Below are 20493 nucleotides of genomic sequence, written 5' to 3'. Positions count from 1 at the left end.
TGGTAGTACATTTTCCGCCAGCGCCTGAAAATACTGAAGGAGTGTGCGATGCTACTCGAGGATTTGATAGAGAAATCGACCCAAAAACCAGAGTATGACTGGGATGGTTATTACAAATGGTTGTTCAGTGAAGACGCCGGACAGAAAGTTGCAGGTTACACCTTCTGGGAATGCAAGAAATGCCTGACAATCAATCTGCTTTATCTCCCCGCCCGGTACGGCAAATGCCGTAACTGCTCACTCATCCACATGGCCCACTCAACCAGCTCATCCTGAACAGCGAACTATCTCCTTGGCCAGCGTCCCCAGGGTCTCTACTCCCCGTTCCGACTTTTCATCCCAAAAAGCAGATGAAAGGCGGACGTAATTGCGGTACTTGTCGGAGAGAGAGAATATGGCCCCCGGCGTGATGCCGATGCGATGCTCAAGTGCCCGGTGAAACAACTTCACCGAGTCTACCCCCTGCGGCATCTCCACCCACAGCATGAAGCTGCCGGCCGGCCGTGTCATTCGCGTCCCCTCCGGGAAGTACCTCGCCACAGCCTCCGACATCTGGGACATATTCTTCGCGTAGATGCGCCTGATGGCGCGCAGGTGGTGATCGTACCCGCCATTGGCGAGAAACTCCGCCAGGGCAAGCTGGGTCGGCGAGGCGACGGCAAGGTTCGTCATCATCTTGAGCCTCTCCATCTCGTCCTGGTAACGCCCGCCTATCGCCCACCCGACACGGTAGCCTGGAGCCAAGGTCTTGGAGAAGGAGGAGCAGTAAATCACCCCACCTTTTCTGTCAAAAGATTTTGCCGCTACAGGGCGCTGCTGCCCGAAGGTGAGATCGCCGTAGATGTCGTCCTCGATGAGAGGGATGCCATGCCGCTCCAGAAGCTGAACCAGCTCGCGCTTTCTCTCGTCCGGCATCAGGCTCCCCAATGGATTGCTGAAGTTGGGTATCACCAGGCAGGCGCTGATCTTGTTGTTCTCGATGGCGTACCTAAGCGCCTCGATCGAGATCCCTTCCCTTGGCGTCGACGGGATTTCCAAGGCCTTCAGCCCCATTTCAGCTATGAGTTGCAGGAAGTTGAAGTAGAAAGGGGATTCCACGGCGATGGTGTCGCCGGCGCGGCAGGTGGCGCGCAGGGCAAGCTGAACGGCCTCGACACAACCGGCAGTCACGAGGACCTCGTCCGGGGTGACGCTGATTCCGGAAAGAAGCGAGCGCTTGGCAATCTGGGTCCTAAGCCGCTCGCTTCCCGGCGGCATCATGTAGGAAACGCTCTGCGAGCCGAAGCGCCTCAATTCGGCAGACATGATCCGGTTCAGCTTCTCGAACGGCAGGTGCTGCGGATTGGGGACCGCGCTTCCCAGGGGGACCATTGCAGGTTCCATCATGTTGCGGATCACCAGCTGGCAGAGGTCGCTGAAGGTGACCGCGGTGGCGCGGAAACCTTGCCCGCAGGAAACCGGCGTGGCGGTGATTTCCGGCGCGCGGGGGCAGACGTAGTAACCCGACTGGGGGCGCGCCTGGATCACCCGGCGGTCCTCCAGGACCGCATACGCCTGCATCACCGTGTTGATGCTGACGCTCAGCTTTGAGCTGAGCTGCCTGATAGAGGGAAGTCGCTCCCCGACCCGGAAGGTACCCCCTTCGATGAGTGCAACGATCTCGCCGCCCACTTTCTCATACAGAGGCCTGCAGTCTCTTGCCGATTCCAGAGCCATCTTTCCCCCCAGCGCACCTCACATAGTTTACTTGAAGACATCCAGACTCTACTCCATCGGCCTGATGTCGCCAGACACAGTCTACACAATTTGAAATGGGTACAGTTAGCGGTTTCTGCCAATGCCACGATAACAATTATCACAGCTGCGCGCCCGAAAAGCAGCGGCCAACACATGCGGCCGGCGCCTTTTCGCTTGGACTCCCCCCTTGCTGCTGATATGGTGCCATCGTAACTACAGGCAAATGAGGACATAGCATGACTACGCTGAACCACATTCCGGCGGTCTCCATCCTGATGCCGGTGAGAAACGAGGAGCGGTTCCTGCCGGCGGCGCTCCGCTCGATCGAGGCGCAGACCTTTACCGATTGGGAACTGGTGGCGGTGGACGACGGCTCGACCGACGGCACACCCCGCATCCTCGCCGAAGCGGCTGCGGCCGACCCGCGCATCCGGGTGCTTCACTGCGGCGAAGGGCTGGTGCCGGCCCTGAACCTGGGGCTTAACGAGTGCCGGGCTTCGCTCGTTGCGCGCATGGACGGCGACGACGTCTCGCATCCCCGAAGGCTCGCCGCGCAGGTGGCGCTCCTGGCAGCCCACCCCGAGATCGGGCTTGCTGCCTGCTCTTTCAGGCATTTCCCGCGGCAAGGTGTCGGCATCGGGATGGCCGGGTACGAGCAATGGCAGAACCGGCTCATCACTCATGAAGAGATAGCCGCCGACCTTTTCGTGGAATCCCCCTTCGTGCACCCGAGCGTGATGTACCGCAGATGCTGCGTCGAGCGGCTGGAGGGGTACCGCGACAGGGGATGGCCCGAAGACTACGACCTGTGGCTGCGGCTTGCCGCCGCTCAAGTGAAGTTCGCAAGGCTAGCCGAGCCCCTGTTCTTCTGGAGGGAACGCCCCGAGCGTACCACGCGCACCAATCCGGCCTACGCCCCCGACGCCTTCCGGCGCTGTAAGCTGCACCACCTGATGAACGGCTTTCTCAAAGGGGAAACGGAGGTCATCCTCGCCGGAGCGGGGCTGGAAGGGCGGGCGTGGTACCGCCTCCTGCGGGAGGAGGGGATCCGTGTCGCCGCCTGGCTGGACGTCGATCCCCGCAAGATCGGGCGGCAGCTGCACGGAGCCCCGGTACTTGCCACCGGCCAAGTGACGGCATCCGGGGTAAAGCTGCTGATGACGGTAGGCGCCCGGGGGGCGAGGGCGCTGGTCAGGGAATCCTCGGCTAAATCGGGGTTCGTCGAAGGAATCGACGCCGCCTGCGTCGCCTAGAAAGCGCGCTGCGACGGCCGCTCATGGCGCACGCCTCAGGGCGACGGATAGACGGCTCCCGCCATCGGCCGCGGTCCGGGTGGAAACCGCCAGTTCCTTAAAGTAGGAGAGCTGCCCGTTGTAGCTCGGATCTGAAACGGTCGTCATCCCCCCTTGCTGATCCAGAGAAACGGTAAAGCCGGCGGGTGCCGTGCTAGCGCCCCCTGCATCGCGGAAGTTACTGAAACTCATCCCTCCCAAGGCGTCCACCGCCGCCCCGCCGTAACTCCAGCCGGGGGCACCCCCGTCCAGCTCATGGCAGCCGTAATCCCCCGTCAACCCGGAAAGAAGATAGTATGAGGCGGCAAGCGACACGGAAGGGGGATGCACGAGTTGCATGATCCTGAGAAGTGGCCTCCCCCCGCTGTCGGTCGCCGTTGCGACAACGGTCATCTTGTCCGCCGACATCACGCCATGGGTGATGAGCGCAGCAGGTTGCGGCACCACTCCCGGGTAAGGAGCCTCGCTGACGATCCCATCTGGGGTTATGGAAAGCCCGAGCACCTTGCTCCCCCCGCCGGGCAGCTCCCGCGGGGTAGGCCCCTTGATGGAAAGATAGGTCACCCCCTGGTCCTGGCCCACCTGGCAGCTCGCGTACTCCCACTCCTTGAGCCCGCCGCCGGACAGCTGATGGTACACGTAGGGCAGAGGCCCCGCCGCCAGCCGTCCCGTCCCCTTTACGTCAGCCGGGCTGTAGGTTATTCCCGGTACGCTCTTTTGCAGGATCACCAGCATCCCCGAACTTCCCGCAAGCGGCGCCGTTGCCACCAGCAGGTCCTTGAAGACGCCGGCAGAGAGGACGCCATGGAACCCTGCGGCGGCGCCGTTTTGCGAGACCGTGCCGTCGGGATGCATGGTCATGGCGGTGAAGAGTTCGGCAGGCGCCGCGCTGCTGCCGTTACTGTCAAGATACGAGGCAACCGTCACCGAGCCTGCGACGTCGATGGAGGCTACACCGCGCATCCACCTGGCCCCGGCGCCGGTTACCAGCGCCTGGAAGCGCCAGCTTCCCTCGAGGTCCGACTGGCGAAAGGCCCCGGGCACCGGTGTGGCGGATGCCTCATCGGAAAAAGCCCCCTCTCCTTTGGCGTTGACTGCGCTTACGGCCAGGTAGTAGCGGGTGTTGTTGAGCAGCCCCGGAAGGACAACGGAAGTGCCGGAGACTCCGGCCATTTTCTGTGCAGTCCCTGCTGAGACACCTGGAGCAGTGGCATAGTAGACGTTATATGTGGTGGCGCCGACAGCCGGAGCCCAGCTGAGCGCGACCGCCCCGTCCTGCGCCACGGCGACGAGACCAGCGGGCTTGGCGGGAACGCCTGCGTCGTAGCGCCATGGCGAGCCGCCGCAGGCCGACAGTGACAAAGCCATTAGCAGCAGGATGAAGATCAAGAAAGGGTTGCCCACTTTAGCCATCATGTTTTTTCCTCCAGCAAGCGCTGCACGCATCAACCTCCCTCCTAGAGACGGTACTCGAATCCGCCGTAGATGAAGCGGCCGGCCTGCGGGAAGCCGTAGCTCGTCTCGTAATTCTGGTCGAACAGGTTGTTGGCTCCCAGGTACAAGGTCACCCGCTGCTGCAGCACCCGCCGGCTCAGCTTCAGGTTGACCACCGTGTAGTCGTCGAGTTTCGCCTTTTGCACCACGGCGACGCTGTCCTTGGTGTAGAAGTACTGGTTGGCTACATGCAGCAGCGACAGGTATGCAGCGTAACCGGCGCCGAACTCATAATTGGCCTCCAGGGTCGCCTTGTCCCTCGGGGTGTACTGAACCTGGTCCCTCCCCTGGCGCGATTTGTCCTCAGAGTGGAGGTAGGCGTAGCTTGCGCGCAGCAAGAGCCCCGGGACGCAGTTCGTGGACGCAGCCGCCTCGCCCCCGGCAAAGCGCACCTCGGAGAGGTTCATGTTCTTCCCAGCCGCCTGGTCGTTCTGGATCAGGTTCTCCGCCCGTGTGTAGAAACCGGTGAGGGACAACTTGCTATGGGCCGGGAGTTCTCGCTCCACCCCCGCCTCGTAGCTCTTGGAACGCTCCACCTGCAAAGAGTCGTTGCCCTTGGAGAGATCGTAGAGATCCCCAAGGGAAGGGAAGCGAACGTTGCGCTTGAATGCGGCCTTGAGCCTGGTCTGTTCGGAGACGTCGTAGCTGGCGCCGGCCAGGAGGCTGAAATCGTCCCGGTTCTCCTCGCTTCTTTGCTGCCAGTAATGGCCGTAGCCGGCCACCAATCCCAGCCCCGGAAGCGGAGCGACCTCGTACTCGAGGGAAGCGCTATAAAGCGACAGCGACCGTTGTGCCGACAGCGGGGTGAAGGTGGCGGTCCCGCCGAGTACCGGGTTGACGGTGAGCTCGCCGCTGTTTTCCCAGCGGTCCCCTTCGGCGCTCAGGGAAAGGGTGAGCCCCCCCGCTGTACCGAATGAGTACCTGGGCTGCAGGGTCGCTCCCGTCACCTGCGTCTGCACCTGTTCCCTGAAGGAGCCGTCGGTCTGGAAGGAATTGAGGTTGCCGTTGTCGTACTGGTTCAACTCTTCGTCGTGGCGATTGGTGAAGGCCCACCCCCGGATGGTGAACTGCTCGCTCGCCGCATACTCCGCCGCCAACTGCAGGTAGAGCCCGGAGTAATCCTGCACCCGCGCGTATTTGGGGGGAGATGCGAAGGGATCGTTGGGGTCGCTGATGCTGCTGGCCGGTTTACCGTAGCTCCCCGTGGAGTAGTTGACCGTCACCCCCAGCGCGAGATCCATCGTCGGTGTGAAACCGATGCTCCCGAGGAGGTTGCTCCTCTCCCTGTCGCTGTTTTTGCGGTAGCCGCTCCCTTGCTCGGGCCCCCCTGGGAATTGTCCGGAAAGGGGGAACCCGTCCACACGGGAGGCGCTGCCGCTCAGGAAATAGTTCCACCGCTCCGTAGCCGCGGAAACAGTCCCCTTCGCCACGAACGGCTCGCGGTCGCCGGTTTCTGCGGCCAGCGCCCCCTGCACGCCGGGGCGCCCCTTGCGGGTGATGATGTTGATGACCCCGCCCAGCCCCCCCTGCCCGTAAAGGACCGAGCTTGACCCGGGGGTCAGCTTGATCTGGGCGATGTTTTCCGTGGGGATGCTGGTGGGATCGAACTGCATGTCGAACGAGGAGTTCATAGGGACCCCGTCCAAAAGCAGAAGAACGTGCCGGGTACGGAAGCCTCGGATGTCGATGCGCGGCACCCCCTCGGCTCCGGTCCTGACGTTGACGCCGGGAAGGAGGCGTATCGCCTCGTCAAGCGTCTTCGCGCCGCTGGCCCGGATCTCCTCCGAGCTTACCGTGTGCACCGTCTCGGTTGCCTGCACCCCTTGTTCCGCGCCGCCCCCGGAAACCACCACCTCGCCGAGGGTGTAGATCCCGGAAAGCTCCTCCGCCTGCACCGACGGCGCATGCTGCGCCAGGAGAAAAAGCGCGCCGGCCAGAAAGGACGCTGCTGTCTTCGAATTCATAGTTCAGGACCTTCAAAAAGATAATGTTAATGGCCGTCTTCCTTCGTTTTCCGCCCCGATGGGGGAAGAAAATAAGGGGGGCTTCAGGTGGTGACAGCCCCCCCTCCCGAAGTTACAGGGGGACTGCCTTCTTCGGGTTCGTCTGCCCGCCGCTCACTCCGGCGGCGTTCACCGCCGTGACGCTGAACCAATAGTTGGCGCCGGTGGTCAGCCCCTGGACCACCAGCGGCGAGTTGGTGCTGGTGAGCTTGGTGCCGGTGCCGATCACGGTCGCGGTAGTCGGCTGGGTGGGGGACAACAGGTAATAGACGTTGTACGAATCGGCAAGGGAAGGCTCCGCCCAGGAAACGGTGACCTGGCCGACCCCGGCGGTCAGCACGACGTTGTTCGGGCTCACCGGAGGCTGAAGAGCGGCCGCCGGAGTGGCCGGTTTCTCGTTCGAGGCCGGCCCCTCACCGGCAAGGTTCTCGGCCTTGACCACGAAATAATAGGTCTGCCCGTTGGTGAGCCCGGTAAGCGCCTGGCCGCTGGTGAAATTGGCGAGCTTGTTGCCGCTGGTCGCTGCGGTTCCTGCGGTGGTGCTCCAGTAGACGTTGTAGGAGGTGGCAGCGGGATCCGCGGTCCAGGTAAGGATGACCTCGCCGTCGCTGCCGACGGGGTTGAAGCCCAGCACCTTCGCGGGCAGCGGTGGCAAGGGGGTCACCGGCTTTTCGTCCGACAGCACGCTCTCGCCTGCGGCGTTGACCCCGGTGACCACGAAGTAATACGTGGTGCCGTTTTGGAGACCGGAGATGGTCCCGCCGCTGGCGGCCCCGGCAACCTTGGTCCCGGTGGCCGCGGTGACGCCGGCGCTGGCCGAGTAGTAGACGTTGTAAGAAACCGCATCCCCTGCGGCGTCCCAGGTAAGGCTTGCCTGACCGTCGCCGGAGGTGGCGGCGACCCCGGCGACCTTGGCGGGGGGCGGCGTAGAGGTGGACGCGCTCCCGCCGCCGCATCCGGCAAGGGCAAAGATGAACAGCGCCAGCAGCACGGCCGGCAACAAGGCCGAGAATATCCTTCTTTGTTTCATTCTTCTTTTCTCCTTCTTCTCACTGAAATGGGCCCGGGCGCGCCCGGGCTAACGAAAACTCTTCGTGTCACCCCTGGCTAGGGTGAAGGTGATGGTGACGCTGAAAGGTTCGTCCCCCCCGATCCCCTCCGGCGGAGGGGGAAAACTCCCCACAGCGGTGATGGCCCTTGTCGCCGCCGCATCCAGGAAGGGGTGACCGCAGGAACTGGATGTTTCGACCCGCTTCAAGGCACCGTCCCGCCCCAGCCGGAACCGGCGCTGGCAGCTCCCCTCGATTCCGGATTTGCGCGCCGCGAGAGGGTACTCCTTGCGGGCCTCGATCAGCTTTTTCACCAGGGCCAGGTAGGCGCCGCGCCGCTCACCCCCTGGTTCGGAGCCGGCGACGGCTTGTCCCCTGGACTGCCGCTCCATCCCGGCCTGCGGCAATAAGGCTCCCCTGTTGTCGGCATTCGCCCGGGCTCCCGCCGCCCCCTCCCCCCCGCTCGATGTTTGCCTCGTTTCCGCGGCGGCACGCCCGGTGTGGGCGGCCACAGAGGGGGGAGGAGAAACTGCCGCAGGGGGAACCGGCACGGTCGCTGCAGCCGGGCGCGGCGCAGTTCCCTTATTTTCCGCCGCCGGCAGAAGTAGCGGATGTCGAGCCGGTTGCGCCGCGGCTATTGGTGCCGCCGGCCGGCTCGGCGCTGCCCCGCTTTCCACCTGTTTGTCCCCGCGAAGGTCGAGGTAGGCAACCACCGGGTCGGCTGGCGCCTGGCCGCGGGGCGGCTGCCGGCGTAACAGGCCCGCCACCAGACCCGCCAGGGCCAAGTGCAGCAGCAGCGAAAAGACCAGTGCGGGGCGAAGCCGTGCCATCGCTACTCGATGAGCCCGTTGACGCGGAGCCGGCGTATGATCGAGGGGACGGCAAGCGCCCCCATCCCTCCCCAGGCGCCGTTAAGGAGCGCGGCGATCATCGCCTTTTTCAGCATGATCTCTTCGTCCATGCCGAGGAGCCACTCCACACCCGTGTTCGCCATGGCGCGGACCAGGGAGGCGAGCACCCCGACCACAGCGCAGGCGATCATGCTGGTGACGAAGGCGGGGGCGACGAAGCCCGCCAACTCGACCACGAGGGCAGGAAGCAGGAACTTGACCAGCACCATGGCTCCCCCCGCCCCCATGCCGAGCAGGATGCTCGCCAGGCTCGTGATCAGCCCGACCAGCGTCGCAGCCCCCACCTTGGGGACGAAACCGCGCGCCAGCAGGAAGAAGAACATGGTGAAGAACATCACGTGCCCCGGCAGATGGAGGTGCAGCCGCAGCCCCGCCCTGGTGAGGATGATGAGGGTGGCGCAAAAACAGAGGAGGACCGCCTCGCGCAGAGTGAAGCGGCTCCAGAGGTAGACCCGTTGCTGGTTGTTTTCCATCATGCGATTTTTCTCCTGTAAGGTTCGTGTTCCCCGGCAGCGCTCCCTGCCGGGACGAGGGGTGCTGCGGGCTCCGGTGGCAAAGGCTCGTGGAGCCTCGATGTGTCGAGAAAAGTCCTTTCCCGCTTCAACCCGAAAGCGCGCGCCTCGGCTGAACGGGAGACTTCGTCCGCCATCCTCAACGCCCGCACCATGAGAGGGAGCAGCAGGCAGTGGAACAGGTCGGGCCAGTTGCGCGGGTCGGCAAGCTGGCGCGGCGCAAGGCGCGCGCCGCGCAACTGCTGGGCCACCATGATCTCCTCCAGCTCGCGCAAAAAAAGCGGCACGAACCTGATGCTGACGAACACCAGGAAGGAGAGCCGGTAGGGGACCACCCTGCGCAGCCCCTTCATGGCGTCGACCGTGCGGGTGGTACGCAGGAAAACGGCGCCGGGGAGGTAGAAGAGGATGATCTGGGAAGAGATCCTCACCCCGGGCCAAAGCCCCTTAGCGGGCCCTTCGAGCAGGCAGTAAAGCGGGATCACCAGCGCCGCCTGAAAGGCGAACAGGCGGATGTCGCGCCACAAATCCCCCAGGGTCAGGCGGGCGGCGAAGTAGTAGATCAGGGTCGCCGCGACCAGAAGGGCCAGCATCCCCGGGGCACGTACCCCGGCGGCAAGGAAGCTCAGCACCATCCCCAGCACGATCTTCCACCCCGCCCCCATCCGGTGTACCGCCGAGTCGTGGCAGGTGAACTGGCAGGCGTAGTCACAGCTTCTAAGCGACCTGCGTGGGTTGGCGTTACTTTGCGGCAATCGTCCCCCCTTCCAGCACGAAGCTGCAGTCGGCCCAGCGCGGGTCGGGGAGCCCGTCATGAGAGGCGATCAGGACGGTGGTGTCGTACCTGACCGGCATCCTCCCCAGGATCGAGAGGAGGCTCAGGCGCTGCGGGAAATCGAGCCCGGCAAACGGTTCGTCCAATAAAAGCAGCGACGGGCGCGGCGCCATCGCCGCGGCGAGGGCGACGCGGTGCTGTTCTCCATAGGAGAGGGTAAGAGGGGCCCGCTGCGCCAGGTGCGCGATGCCGCAGAAGGAGAGGGTCTCGGCGACGATGCGGTCGATCTCCTCACGGTCCCACCCCAGCCGCTGCATGGTGAAGGCGACCTCGTGCCAGACGCTCTCGGTGAAGAGCTGGCGCGTCGGGTTCTGGAACAGCATCCCCACCTTCCCGGTTAGCGTTCCGGCACGGGGGTTCTGCATCCCGGCGATCCGGACGTTGCCGCCGTCGGGGCGAAGCGTTCCGGCCAGGCAGCGCAAAAAGCTCGACTTGCCGGCGCCGTTGCCGCCGAAAAGGTGCACCCGCTGGCCGCGGTTTACCCTGAGATCCACCCCCTTGAGCACCTCCCCGGTTTCCGGGTAGGAGAGCGAGAGCCCGGAAACGTCGAGTATGGGCCTTGTCCCGTAAAGGGAGGTGCAGTAGGGGAGCAGCCATGACTTCGGCCGGTAGTGTACCGGGGCGGGGGGTGAGGTTCCGTCGCCCACCAGCTTGCCGCGGTCCAGAGTCAGGTACCGGTCGATGAGGGAAGCGAAAGGACGCGGGTCGTGTTCCGCCATTATGATGGTGTGCCCTTTCCGCTTCAATTCCGACAGGGTGGCGTAAAGCTCCAGCTTTCCCCGGACATCGAGCTGGGCGCTCGGCTCGTCCAGAAGCAGCAGCGAGGGTTGCATCGAGAGCACCGAGGCGATGCAAAGCCGCTGTTTTTGCCCCGCGGAAAACCGCTCCGTGCTGCGCCCCTCCTCACCTTCCAAAAGTACCGCCCGCAGCGCCTTCTTCACCCGCAAGGCCACCTCGTCCGGCGGCAGGCAGAGGTTCTCCGGCCCGAAAGCCACCTCTTCCGCCACAGTGTCGCAAAGCATCTGCGCTTCCGGGTTCTGGAAGACGATGCCGACCTCCCGGCGCATGGCTGCGGCATCCGAAGCGATGAAAAGGGAGACGCTCCCATCGAGTGAGCCTTCCTGCAAGAGCCCGGCTAGGGCGAGCAAAAGGGTGCTCTTGCCGCTTCCGGAGTTGCCGGTAAGGGCCACGAACTCACCCTGGCCTACGCTGCAGGAAATTCCCGACAGTGCCGGTTCGCAAGCCCCCCGGTGGGTGTAGCCCAGGCCCTCGACTCTGAGAAAAACATGATCCAGAAAGCCTCCTTGTCGCCTGGCAGGCGCTTAAACGCGCTCCTTCAGGCAGTTAAAGGACGTGGCGCTCCAGCGCCGAAAGCGGCAGTTGTAGCAGGAGCGCTCCTCCTCGGCGACCAGCTCCTCGTCGACGTCGGCGGCAAAGGCGGCGCACTCCTCGGCCGCCCGGGCAGCTGCCTGCCACGCGTCCCTTCCGTGAAGAAATTCCCTTCCCCCCATGGCATCGGTGCGCCACATCGGTCAGTACCCCCTGAGCCGCTTTCTGTGCAGCGTCTGCCAGCGGGCCGCAGACGCGTCATCAAGCGGAGAGACCAGCAACACCGAGCTCCCGCCCAAAAGCACCGTCTTCGGCTTCTCGCCTATCGAGACCAGGTCATCCTCGTGCGGGGCACCGCCGTCGGCGCAGCGGACCGCATCCACCAGGGGATGCTGCAGCAGCTCCGCGACCCTCAGCGTCGGGCACGGCTGCGCGAACTCCAGCGCCCCCTTGAGCCGCCCGTCGTTCCCCCAGAGACGAAGCCCGGCCCCCGCCAGCGCGCCGATCACCCCCTGCCCGGTCCCTCCGTGCTGGGAGAGGTGCACCCCGAGCCGCCGGGCGAGGCCGTAGGCCTCGTCCATGGTGATCACTTCACGCTTCGCCCGCCGCCCGAAGGCCATCAGCTCGTCTTCCGACGTCACGCGCTCCGGCACGACCACGCAGAGGCCGGGATCGGACCCCGGCGCGGACTCCCGCCCGAGGAAATCCGATACGAACTCCGTCACCGGCGCCAGGGCCCCCTCGCCGATTTCGGCGTAAAAGCACATGGCGCTGTTGTGCGAAGTGTACGGGATGTCCGGGTGGACAAAGAGCTGGTGCCTGGTGACGAAGCTGCACGAGCCCCATCCCCGCTGCTCCAACCCGTCCGCGATCAGGGAAGCGATCTCCCCGGTCCCCCGGCTCTCCAGGTTGTCGGTATCGTCTATGGCTATCAATATCCGCATGCCTGCACTCCCATTCGCTATAACCACAGGTATACAACGGTGGACAAAAAAATGCCCCGTTCCGAAGATGGAAAGAGGCCGTAAGCAACCGGAATAATTACCGGTACTGCTTCAAGGCTCTCCTTTCCAAAAGAGAGGCGCCGCCGTTTCCAGCGACACCCGTTGGCTCGGCGCCATGGGGAAAAGACCCGGTAGGCGGCAGAGCTCGGAGAGTTCGATAAATTTGGCCCAGTGGAATAACACAGGAAAACGGTATACGCTAACGATTTTTTCGAAGGCGGTCATTTTTCTTCTTCCGTGCCAAGCGGCGCCTTTTCCGCCGTCTCCTGCTCCACCTGGTCCATGGTGTCGAGGACCTTTTCCGGCTGCACGTCCCTGGCAAGCTCCTCCAGCTCCGGGTTCCTCGACTCCTCCACCCCAAGGCGCTCCCCGATGGCGGTCAAAAGGGTGATGATCCTGGTCACCTCGTGCTCAGCCAGCAGATCTATGTGGAGGTTCAGTTCCGCGCGCCGGTCGGCCAATGCCTGCATCCGGTTCTGGCTGATGAGAACGAAGGTGGAGAGAAAGATCGCCTCGACCGAGGCCACCATGGCGAGGATGACGAGCGATGGGTCGAAGGGACGCAAAATGGGGAGCCACGACACGTTGATCAGAATCCAACCGCTGAACAGGAGCACGTGGATATAGACGAAGGTCATGCTTCCGGTGAAAGAGGTTATGGCATCGGCGACCCGCTCCTGCACGGGCTTTTTCCGCTCCTCGGCCTGGCGCCTCTCCAGCAGCGCGGCGATGTTGCGGTTCACCACGGCGGCCATCGCCTCTTCCCCCTCCGTCGTCGCCTTGCGCTCTTGTTCCTTCTTGCTCATCATCCCCTCCCGAACCGCGGGTCTGGAATCCAATGCTTTTTTGCATCAGCACATTATAGCAAGCCAATCTCCCCTTGAGGCTCAGCAGTTCAACCGCCCGAAAACCTTTTACAAAAGCGCCAGATCGTGTATAGTGCCGGAACCGCGTCCTTTTTTGACAGTCATACCCTTTTGAACGGAGACAACAGAGAGTATGAAAATGTTCCAACGCCTCCCCTTCCTTCTGCTCTCCTGCCTGCTGCTCTCCTGTCTGCTGTTTCCGGTGCTTGCGGTACCGGCGTCCTCTAAAACCGGTGCAGGGCCGGAGGCGCTGCAGCACAAGAAGATCCTGCTGATCAACTCATATCACGCCGGGTACAAGGGGTCGGACGGCATCATCGCCGGCTTCAGCGAGACCCTCCGCAAAACCTACCCCGCCGCAGAAATCACCATCGAGTACCTTGACTCCAAGAACTACAGCGGTCCGGAGTATGACCGCCGGGTGCTGGATACACTCAACTTCAAGTTCCAGAAAAAACAGTTCGATTTAATCGTCGCCACCGACGACTATGCCTTCAACGTCGTGGAGAAGCACCGTGACCGGCTCTTCGGCAACACCCCCGTGGTCTTTTGCGGCACCAACGATTTCGACGCAGGTCGCATCAAGGACCGCCCGGACTTTTCGGGGATAGACGAGACCCCGAGCTTTGCGGACACGCTGGAGCTGATCTTCAGGCTCCACCCCGACAGCAGGCGCATCGTGGTCATCCACGACGACTCCATCACCGGAACCCTCAACAGCGCGAGCTTCAAAGCCGCGGCGAGCCGCTTCCAGTCGCGCGCCGCGTTCAGTTACCTGGCAGGGAAAAGGCTCGAAGAGCTGATTCGCGAGGTGCAGCAGATTCCCCAAGGGAGCGTGATCGTCTACTTCGCCTCCTTCGTCCCCGACGAGAAGGGCGTGCGCATCTCCAGCGTCGAGGCGCTGCGCCGCATCTCGGACGCGAGCCGCGCTCCGGTGTACGGGGGGTGGGAATTCAACCTGGGGTACGGGATCGTCGGCGGCCGGCTGGTCAACCTGCGCCAGCATGGAGTGGCCGCCGCGGAGATGGCCGTAGCCCTGCTCAAGGGGGAGCGCCTCCCGTCGCGCCTGCAGCCAAGCCCGAACCAGTACATGTTCGACTACACGGAGCTCAAGCGCTTCGGCATACCGGTCTCGAAGCTGCCGTCGGATAGCATCGTCATCAACAAGCCGCAGACCTTCCTGTCGCGCTACGGTTTCACCATGATGGTGCTCCTTTCCGCGAGCCTGTTCCTGTTGCTGCTATTGGCCCTTGCCAAGCTGGTGATCAGCCGCAACGAGGCGCGCGCCAGCGAGGCGCGCTACCGCGGCATGGTCGAGGCATTCGACGGTTTGATGTACATCTGCTCCCCGGACTACCGCCTCGAGTTCATGAACGAGCGCCTGATCGAAAAAACCGGCCGCGACGCAACCGGCGGCATCTGTTACGAGGTCATCTACGGCCTCAGCGCCCCCTGCCCCTGGTGCCGGGGGACAGACAGCTTCCAGGGCAGGAGCGTGCAGTGGGAGTTGAACCTCCCCGAAGACGACCGGTGGTATCAGGTGTTCAACACCACCGTGGAGAACGTCCACGGCAAAGGCTCGAAGCTTGCGATGATCATCGACGTGACCGAGCGCAAGGAGGCGGAGGAGGCCCTGCGCCAGGCGATGGACGCAGCCGAGAGGGCCAACCGGGCCAAGAGCGAGTTTCTCTCCAACATGAGCCATGAGATCCGCACCCCCATGAACGGGGTCTTCGGCATGACGCAACTGCTGGAACTGACCGAGCTGAGCCAGGAGCAGCGCGAATACGTGCACTCCCTGAAGAGCTGCGGCAAGAACCTGCTGAGGCTGATCAACGACATACTGGACATCTCGAAGATCGAGGCCGGGATGATGACCCTGGAGTCCGAGCAGTTCAGCCTGCTGCAAAGCATCAGGGACGTGGTCATGACCCAGAACCCTGTCGCCAGGGAAAAGGGGCTCAGGCTCCAGGTCGACGTGGCGCCGGGGGTGCCCGACGCGGTCCTTGGCGACCAGCTCCGTTTCAAGCAGATCCTCCTGAACCTTCTGGGCAACGCGGTGAAGTTCACCGAGAAGGGAGGGGTCACCATCACCGTCTCTCTGCAGGAGCAACCCTCTCTCCCCGCTTCGTTCCTGATTGCGGTGCGGGATACGGGGGTGGGGATAGCCCCCGGGGCCCAGGAGGAGGTGTTCAAGCCCTTCGTCCAGGAAGACGGCTCGACCACGCGCAAGTACGGTGGAACCGGGCTCGGGCTCAGCATCAGCCGGCGCCTGGCGGAGATGATGGGGGGGAGCATCTCCGTAGAGAGCACGCCCGGGACGGGGAGCTGCTTCACTGTGGCCCTTCCCCTCACCCCGGCGAAGACGCCGGTAAAGGCGGCAGATGCGGCGCGCCAGCCCCCTCCGCTGTGGGCGGGGCGCCCCCTGCGGCTGCTGCTCGTCGAGGACGACCAGACCAACATCGTCTTCGCCTCGTCGCTTTTCAAAAAGCTCGGCCTGGAGACCACGGTGGCCGAAAACGGCAGGGAATGCCTGGCACACCTGGAGCGGGGGGATTTCGACGTGGTGCTGATGGACATACAGATGCCGGTGATGAGCGGGGAGGAAGCGCTGCGGGAGATCCGGGAGAAGGAGCGAGCGACCTCGTCCCGTCAGCCGGTGATAGCCCTCACGGCGTACTCGCTGAACGACGACAGGAGGCGTTTCCGGGAGGCTGGTTTCGACGGCTACCTGTCGAAGCCTCTGGAGACGGGAGAGCTGATCCAGGAGTTGCAGCGGGTGCTGGGCGCCCAGGAGGCGAGCCATGCCTAGGCCTTCGAGGGTACTGATAGTGGATGACGAGCCGGTCAACCTGCGGCTGATCTCGGTGACGCTCGGCAGCGACTACGAGGTCGTGACTGCGCTCAACGGGCACGAGGCGATCACCAGGCTGAAGGAGCTGGAGATCGACCTGATCCTGCTGGACGTGATGATGCCCGACATCAGCGGTTTCGACGTCTGCAAGATCATCCAGGCCAACTCCAGATTCATCGACATCCCGGTCATCTTCCTGACCGCCATGGACACCCCGCAGGCTGCGCGCCAGGGTTTCGATGCCGGCGCCATAGATTACCTGACCAAGCCGGTGGACCTGGAGCTTCTGAAGCTGCGGGTCCGCAACCTGGTCTCGCTTAAACAGCGCACGGACCTGGTGCGTGAGCAGCGCGACCTGCTGGCGCGGCAGAAAGAGGAGCTGGAGGCAGCGCTGGCGCGGGTGAGGCAGTTGGAGGGGATCATCCCCATCTGCATGTTCTGCAAGAAGATCAAGGACGACAAGGAGAGCTGGCGCCAACTGGAAGATTACGTAAGCCAGCACTCGGACGTGATGTTCAGCCACAGCGCCTGTCCCGACTGCTTCGAAAAAGAGATGAAGTCGATCAAGCAGGATCTCTCCAGGCTGGACCTCCCCCCCAAGTCGGGGGAGTAGGCAGGATGACAACGTCAAGAGAGGCGGAAGCGATGTTTGACAGGACGAAGGAGCTGCTGGATATCCCGCTGGAAAAGATCGCACTGTTCAGACATGTCGCTCCCGAATCGCTGCAGGGGATCATCGACTGCTGCGGCATCAGGACCCTCGAGCGCCAGGAGACGCTGCTCTTTCCGGAGCAGGTAAACCGCGAGCTCTACGTTTTGCTGTCGGGGAGGCTCAGGATCCACCTGCAAGACCCGCAGTCGGAGCCGATCGCCTACCTCGCCCCGGGCGAAGTGGCGGGGGAGCTCTCCGTCATCGACGGCTACCCCACCTCCGCCTACGTGATCGCCGATGAGGACTCCCGGGTCCTGGTGATGGAACAGGAGCTGGTATGGTCTCTGGCGACCGTCTCGCACGCGGCGGCTTACAACCTCCTCACCATGCTCTCGGGGAGGCTGCGCAACGCGAACCGCTGCATCGGCGAAAAGATGCTGCAGGAGCATGCCTATCACAGCTACGGCACCGTCGATGCGCTCACCGGGATGCACAACCGCTACTGGCTCGACGAGGCGCTCACCCGCATGGTGCACCGTGCAAGCCGCAGCAGGGCCCCACTCTGCGTGCTGATGCTGGACATAGACAATTTCAAGGAGTTCAACGACGCCCATGGCCACCTAAGCGGCGACCGCGCCATCCACACCGTCGCCCAGACCGTCCTGGAGAGCCTGAGGCCGACGGTGATGGCTGCACGCTACGGAGGCGACGAGTTCCTGGTCGCCATACCGGACGTCGCGGTTGAGACCGCGCTGGAGATAGCCGACAGACTGCGGCAGAAGGTAGCGGCCACAGAGATTCCGCACCTCGCGGCCCCACTGCCGCCGCTCACCGTTTCCATAGGCGTCACCGGCATCGTCCCGGGCCAAAGCGCGGAAGAGGTCATCGCCGCGGCCGACGCAGCGCTTTACCGTGCAAAACTTTTGGGCAGAAATACAGTCTCCTCGTAGGCGATCCCACCCTCCCCCTCCCCCCTACTCCCTCACCCATCCTCCATCTGCACTGCTGCGTTTTTTTCTTTCAAGTCCTCCCCACACGGCGGCGATAAGTGTAGCAGTAAATGAACCTGCCACCGGCAAGCCCAGAAGGAGAGGAGTATGAACTTTTCAGGCATGAGACTCAGCGTAAGACTTGGCATAGCGTTCGCTGTCATAGTCGTGCTCATGACAGTTGTGGGGGGATATGCCATAAACAGGATGCATGCCTTCGACAAGAAGATCGAGCTGATGATCAACGACAAGTGGCCCAAGACCGTGATGTTGAACGAGGCCAAGAGCCAGGCCAACGTCATCGCCCGGGCGATGAGGAACATGATCCTCGTTGACGACCCGCAGGAGGTCCAGAAGGAGAAGAAACGGATAGAGGACGCCCGCGCGGCCATCGGCAAACAGTTCGACGAGCTGAAGAAAATCGTGCAAAGCGAAAGCGGGAAGAAGCTCCTCGCCGCGGTGGTCGATGAGCGCGCCCAGTACATCGAGTCGCAAAAGCTGGTGATAGGTCTCATCGAGTCGGGGAACAAGGCGCAGGCGACCAGCGAGCTTATGACCTCGGTGCGCAAGACGCAGACCGCGTATTTCGCCGCCATCGACAAGATGCTCGAGCACCAGCAAAAAGGGCTGGAAAACGTGGGCAAGGAGTCCGATGCCATGATCCAGCAGTCGCGCCTTGTCGTGATCGGGCTCCTCGCCGCTGCCATCTTCCTCTCGGTGCTCCTGGCGGTCGTGATCGTCAGGAGCATCACGGTTCCAGTGCGGGAGCTCATCGCCGCGAACGACCGCCTGGCCGACAAGGACCTCACCGTCTGCATCACCCTCGCCGGAAACGACGAGCTGGGGCACCTGGCGGACTCTTCGCGCAGGGTGGTGGAGAGCCTGCGGGAGATACTGGGGCAGGTCTCCGACAGTTCCGCCCAGATCGCCGCTGCCTCGAACCAGTTGCAGTCGACCGCGGTGCAGATCGCCACCGGCGCCGAGGAGGTGGCCTCCCAGACAAGCTCCGTTGCGACCGCAAGCGAAGAGATGGCCGCGACCAGCGGCGACATCGCCCAAAACTGCATGCTGGCGGCGGACACCTCGCGCCAAAGCAGCGCTTCGGCCAACGAAGGTGGAGCGGTGGTCCAGGAGACCATTGCCGGAATGGCGAGGATCGCGGAACGGGTGAAGGACAGCGCCCGCACCGTGGAAAGCCTGGGGGAGAGGTCGGAGCAGATCGGCAACATCATCGAGACCATACAGGACATCGCCGACCAGACGAACCTCCTGGCGCTGAACGCGGCGATCGAGGCGGCGCGCGCCGGCGAGCAGGGACGCGGCTTTGCCGTGGTCGCCGACGAAGTCCGGGCGCTCGCCGAGCGGACCACCAAGGCCACCAGAGAGATCGGCGACATGATCAAGGCGATCCAGGACGAGACCAAGGCAGCGGTGGGCGCCATGGAGGAGGGGGTGGCCGAGGTGGAAAGGGGGACCGAATTCTCCCAGCGCTCCGGGGAGGCGCTGCAGACCATCCTGAAGCAGATAGGCGAGGTGACCATGCAGATCAACCAGATCGCCACCGCCGCCGAGGAGCAGACCGCAACCACCAGCGAGATCACCATGAACGTGCAGCAAGTGACCGAGGTGGTGCAGCAGACCGCCAGCGGCGCCGGCGAAACGGCGGCGGCCGCGGCCCAACTCGCCTCCAACGCCAAGGTCCTCGAGGGGCTGGTCAGGCAGTTCCGGCTTTAACAGGCTTCAACGGCAATAAAAAAGGGGCCGGGCTTTTATAGCCCGGCCCCTTTGCATGGAGTCGCGAAGCTTACTTGTTATGCCCCCTGCCGTGCCCTTTATTCCCCTTCCCCTTCCCTTTTCCCTTGCCGTCGCCCCCGCCCTCTCCCCCTTCATGATGGCCGCTGAAAGAGAGGTTTCCGGCTTTCAGGTCGTGGAATTCCCGCGATCCGGGCTTTATCCCCAGTTCCTTCGCGATGGCTCCCCACCCTTTGTTACGGTTGGGCTGGTACACCGCCATTACCTGGTCGGGCTGCCTCCCCGACATCCGCCCGAGTTCGTAGATCATGAACGCATCGGCAGGCTCCGGAACCGAGCGGATCACCGCCTGTACCTGGGGGACCGGCACGCCGAACTGCGCGCCTATTCTGGCCGAGAAACCGGGAAGGTCGGCGCGCGCCTGGACGTTGAGGCTGGCGAGGAAGCTGTCGAGCCCGCCGGCCAAAACCGAAAGCGGCGACAAAAGAACAAGGGACAGACAGATCAGGATCAGGCGCTTCATGTTTGCTACCTCCGTTAATTTGTTCTGGCAGCCGCCCCTTTGCGGCAGCAGCTATAAGCATAAAGCGTAAGTGCCGATCGTCAAAGAACGGCACTTCGGCAGTCATTCGGCAATGGAGCCTGTTGTAGTACCAGCGCCTGAGACAGCGAGCTGCGACAACGACAAAAGCTGCCGGGCGTTGTGCCATGGCAGCTTTTGTCGAGACGGTTTTCTGACTGTCGCCGTTTACCTGGTGAACTCTCCGGCTTCTCTCTGCAGGATCTCTGCGAACTCCAGGAACACCGCCTCCCGCACGGCATGGCGCTGCCAGTACCTGATCAGAGTCCGGGCGCACTGCAGCATGCCCACGAGCCCCGCGGAAGTTCCGGCTGCGACTATCCCGGTCGTTTCCCCGTAAAAAACCATGACCATGCCGGAAGCAAACAGCACCAGGCTGGAAAGGAACAGGGGGAGCTCCATGTGCTTGAAGGGCGAGCTGAACATGTGGTGCACGGAGGAGTAGACCGAGGCGTGCGCCCGCACTATGCGCAGGTACCTCTCCAATTCGGCGCCGTTGCAGCGGGAGACGGCACGCAGGTAGAAGCGCCGGATGGCTTCCCTGCTGCTGGTCGCCATGCGGTCGCCATAGTAGTGTTCCAGTTCGACATCGATTGTGTAGGTATCCATCTCAGCCCTCGAATCCTGGCCCCGT

19 protein-coding genes and 1 riboswitch are annotated in these 20493 nt (G+C 63.4%); of the genes, 6 read left to right on the top strand and 13 right to left on the bottom strand.

Features of this window, described 5'->3' with window-relative positions; genetic code table 11:
- Window positions 1–48: 48 nt before the first annotated feature.
- Window positions 49–276: a hypothetical protein gene (locus GEOBRER4_RS04135; protein WP_185244345.1), complete on the top strand. Its 228-nt coding sequence runs from the start codon at window positions 49–51 to the stop codon at window positions 274–276.
- On the opposite strand, the gene GEOBRER4_RS04130 is transcribed toward GEOBRER4_RS04135, so the two are convergent.
- Window positions 268–1716: an aminotransferase-like domain-containing protein gene (locus GEOBRER4_RS04130; RefSeq protein WP_085813742.1), complete on the bottom strand. Its 1449-nt coding sequence runs from the start codon at window positions 1714–1716 to the stop codon at window positions 268–270. The two genes, GEOBRER4_RS04135 and GEOBRER4_RS04130, sit on opposite strands and share 9 nt — an antisense overlap.
- Before the next feature lie 257 nt (window positions 1717–1973).
- On the opposite strand from GEOBRER4_RS04130, the gene GEOBRER4_RS04125 reads away from it, so the two are divergent.
- The gene (locus GEOBRER4_RS04125) at window positions 1974–2990 is read left to right on the top strand and encodes a glycosyltransferase (protein WP_185244344.1); all 1017 of its coding nucleotides are present in this window, start codon (window positions 1974–1976) and stop codon (window positions 2988–2990) included.
- A gap of 21 nt (window positions 2991–3011) precedes the next feature.
- Here the strand turns inward: GEOBRER4_RS04125 and GEOBRER4_RS04120 are convergent, their stop codons facing one another.
- From GEOBRER4_RS04120 to GEOBRER4_RS04075, 10 genes are all read right to left on the bottom strand, one after another.
- On the bottom strand, window positions 3012–4445 hold the full coding sequence (locus GEOBRER4_RS04120; RefSeq protein WP_185244343.1) for a fibronectin type III domain-containing protein: 1434 nt from the start codon (window positions 4443–4445) through the stop codon (window positions 3012–3014).
- A 41-nt stretch (window positions 4446–4486) separates the two neighbouring features.
- A complete protein-coding gene (locus GEOBRER4_RS04115) occupies window positions 4487–6487 on the bottom strand; it encodes a TonB-dependent receptor (protein WP_185244342.1) in 2001 nt (666 codons plus the stop codon).
- A gap of 112 nt (window positions 6488–6599) precedes the next feature.
- On the bottom strand, window positions 6600–7556 hold the full coding sequence (locus GEOBRER4_RS04110; protein ID WP_185244341.1) for a fibronectin type III domain-containing protein: 957 nt from the start codon (window positions 7554–7556) through the stop codon (window positions 6600–6602).
- Between the two features lie 48 nt (window positions 7557–7604).
- Window positions 7605–8405, bottom strand: a complete 801-nt coding sequence (locus tag GEOBRER4_RS04105) for an energy transducer TonB (protein WP_185244340.1) — start codon at window positions 8403–8405, stop codon at window positions 7605–7607.
- Between the two features lie 2 nt (window positions 8406–8407).
- Complete coding sequence (locus GEOBRER4_RS04100; RefSeq protein WP_226377881.1) at window positions 8408–8962, bottom strand: hypothetical protein; 555 nt, start codon at window positions 8960–8962, stop codon at window positions 8408–8410.
- On the bottom strand, window positions 8959–9753 hold the full coding sequence (locus GEOBRER4_RS04095) for an energy-coupling factor transporter transmembrane component T family protein (RefSeq protein ID WP_226377880.1): 795 nt from the start codon (window positions 9751–9753) through the stop codon (window positions 8959–8961). Before GEOBRER4_RS04095 ends, GEOBRER4_RS04100 begins: the two co-directional genes overlap by 4 nt.
- Complete coding sequence (locus tag GEOBRER4_RS04090) at window positions 9740–11098, bottom strand: ABC transporter ATP-binding protein (RefSeq protein WP_318842570.1); 1359 nt, start codon at window positions 11096–11098, stop codon at window positions 9740–9742. The genes GEOBRER4_RS04095 and GEOBRER4_RS04090 overlap by 14 nt, the downstream gene beginning before the upstream one ends.
- A 57-nt stretch (window positions 11099–11155) precedes the next feature.
- Entirely contained in the window at window positions 11156–11362 is a 207-nt protein-coding gene (locus tag GEOBRER4_RS04085) for a hypothetical protein (protein WP_185244338.1), read from the bottom strand.
- Window positions 11363–11365: 3 nt separating this feature from the next.
- Window positions 11366–12106 (bottom strand): hypothetical protein, encoded by a 741-nt coding sequence (locus GEOBRER4_RS04080; protein WP_185244337.1) that lies wholly within the window; start codon window positions 12104–12106, stop codon window positions 11366–11368.
- Between the two features lie 103 nt (window positions 12107–12209).
- A riboswitch (molybdenum cofactor riboswitch) is annotated at window positions 12210–12329 on the bottom strand.
- A gap of 58 nt (window positions 12330–12387) precedes the next feature.
- Window positions 12388–12972 carry a DUF1003 domain-containing protein gene (locus GEOBRER4_RS04075; RefSeq protein ID WP_185244336.1) on the bottom strand — a complete coding sequence of 195 codons (585 nt, stop codon included), beginning with the start codon at window positions 12970–12972 and terminating at the stop codon, window positions 12388–12390.
- Window positions 12973–13165: 193 nt separating this feature from the next.
- Here GEOBRER4_RS04075 and GEOBRER4_RS04070 point away from each other — a divergent pair, with 193 nt between their 5' ends.
- From GEOBRER4_RS04070 to GEOBRER4_RS04055, 4 genes are all read left to right on the top strand, one after another.
- Window positions 13166–15844 (top strand): ABC transporter substrate binding protein, encoded by a 2679-nt coding sequence (locus GEOBRER4_RS04070; RefSeq protein WP_185244335.1) that lies wholly within the window; start codon window positions 13166–13168, stop codon window positions 15842–15844.
- Complete coding sequence (locus GEOBRER4_RS04065) at window positions 15837–16499, top strand: response regulator (protein WP_185244334.1); 663 nt, start codon at window positions 15837–15839, stop codon at window positions 16497–16499. The genes GEOBRER4_RS04070 and GEOBRER4_RS04065 overlap by 8 nt, the downstream gene beginning before the upstream one ends.
- Window positions 16500–16531: 32 nt before the next feature.
- Window positions 16532–17488, top strand: coding sequence for a GGDEF domain-containing protein (locus GEOBRER4_RS04060; protein ID WP_185244333.1), 957 nt, complete (start codon window positions 16532–16534; stop codon window positions 17486–17488).
- Between the two features lie 147 nt (window positions 17489–17635).
- A complete protein-coding gene (locus GEOBRER4_RS04055) occupies window positions 17636–19261 on the top strand; it encodes a methyl-accepting chemotaxis protein (RefSeq protein WP_185244332.1) in 1626 nt (541 codons plus the stop codon).
- Between the two features lie 70 nt (window positions 19262–19331).
- On the opposite strand, the gene GEOBRER4_RS04050 is transcribed toward GEOBRER4_RS04055, so the two are convergent.
- Together GEOBRER4_RS04050 and GEOBRER4_RS04045 are read right to left on the bottom strand one after the other, a co-directional pair.
- Window positions 19332–19802, bottom strand: coding sequence for a hypothetical protein (locus GEOBRER4_RS04050; protein ID WP_185244331.1), 471 nt, complete (start codon window positions 19800–19802; stop codon window positions 19332–19334).
- 225 nt (window positions 19803–20027) lie between these two features.
- Window positions 20028–20468: a GSU0071 family protein gene (locus tag GEOBRER4_RS04045; RefSeq protein WP_085813749.1), complete on the bottom strand. Its 441-nt coding sequence runs from the start codon at window positions 20466–20468 to the stop codon at window positions 20028–20030.
- Between the last annotated feature and the right edge of the window lie 25 nt (window positions 20469–20493).

Origin of the sequence: Citrifermentans bremense (genome assembly GCF_014218275.1) — a bacterium.
Taxonomy (GTDB): Bacteria; Desulfobacterota; Desulfuromonadia; order Geobacterales; family Geobacteraceae; genus Geomonas; species Geomonas pelophila.
Note: the sequence above shows the minus strand (reverse complement) of the source record. Positions and strands in the feature narration are given on the sequence as shown.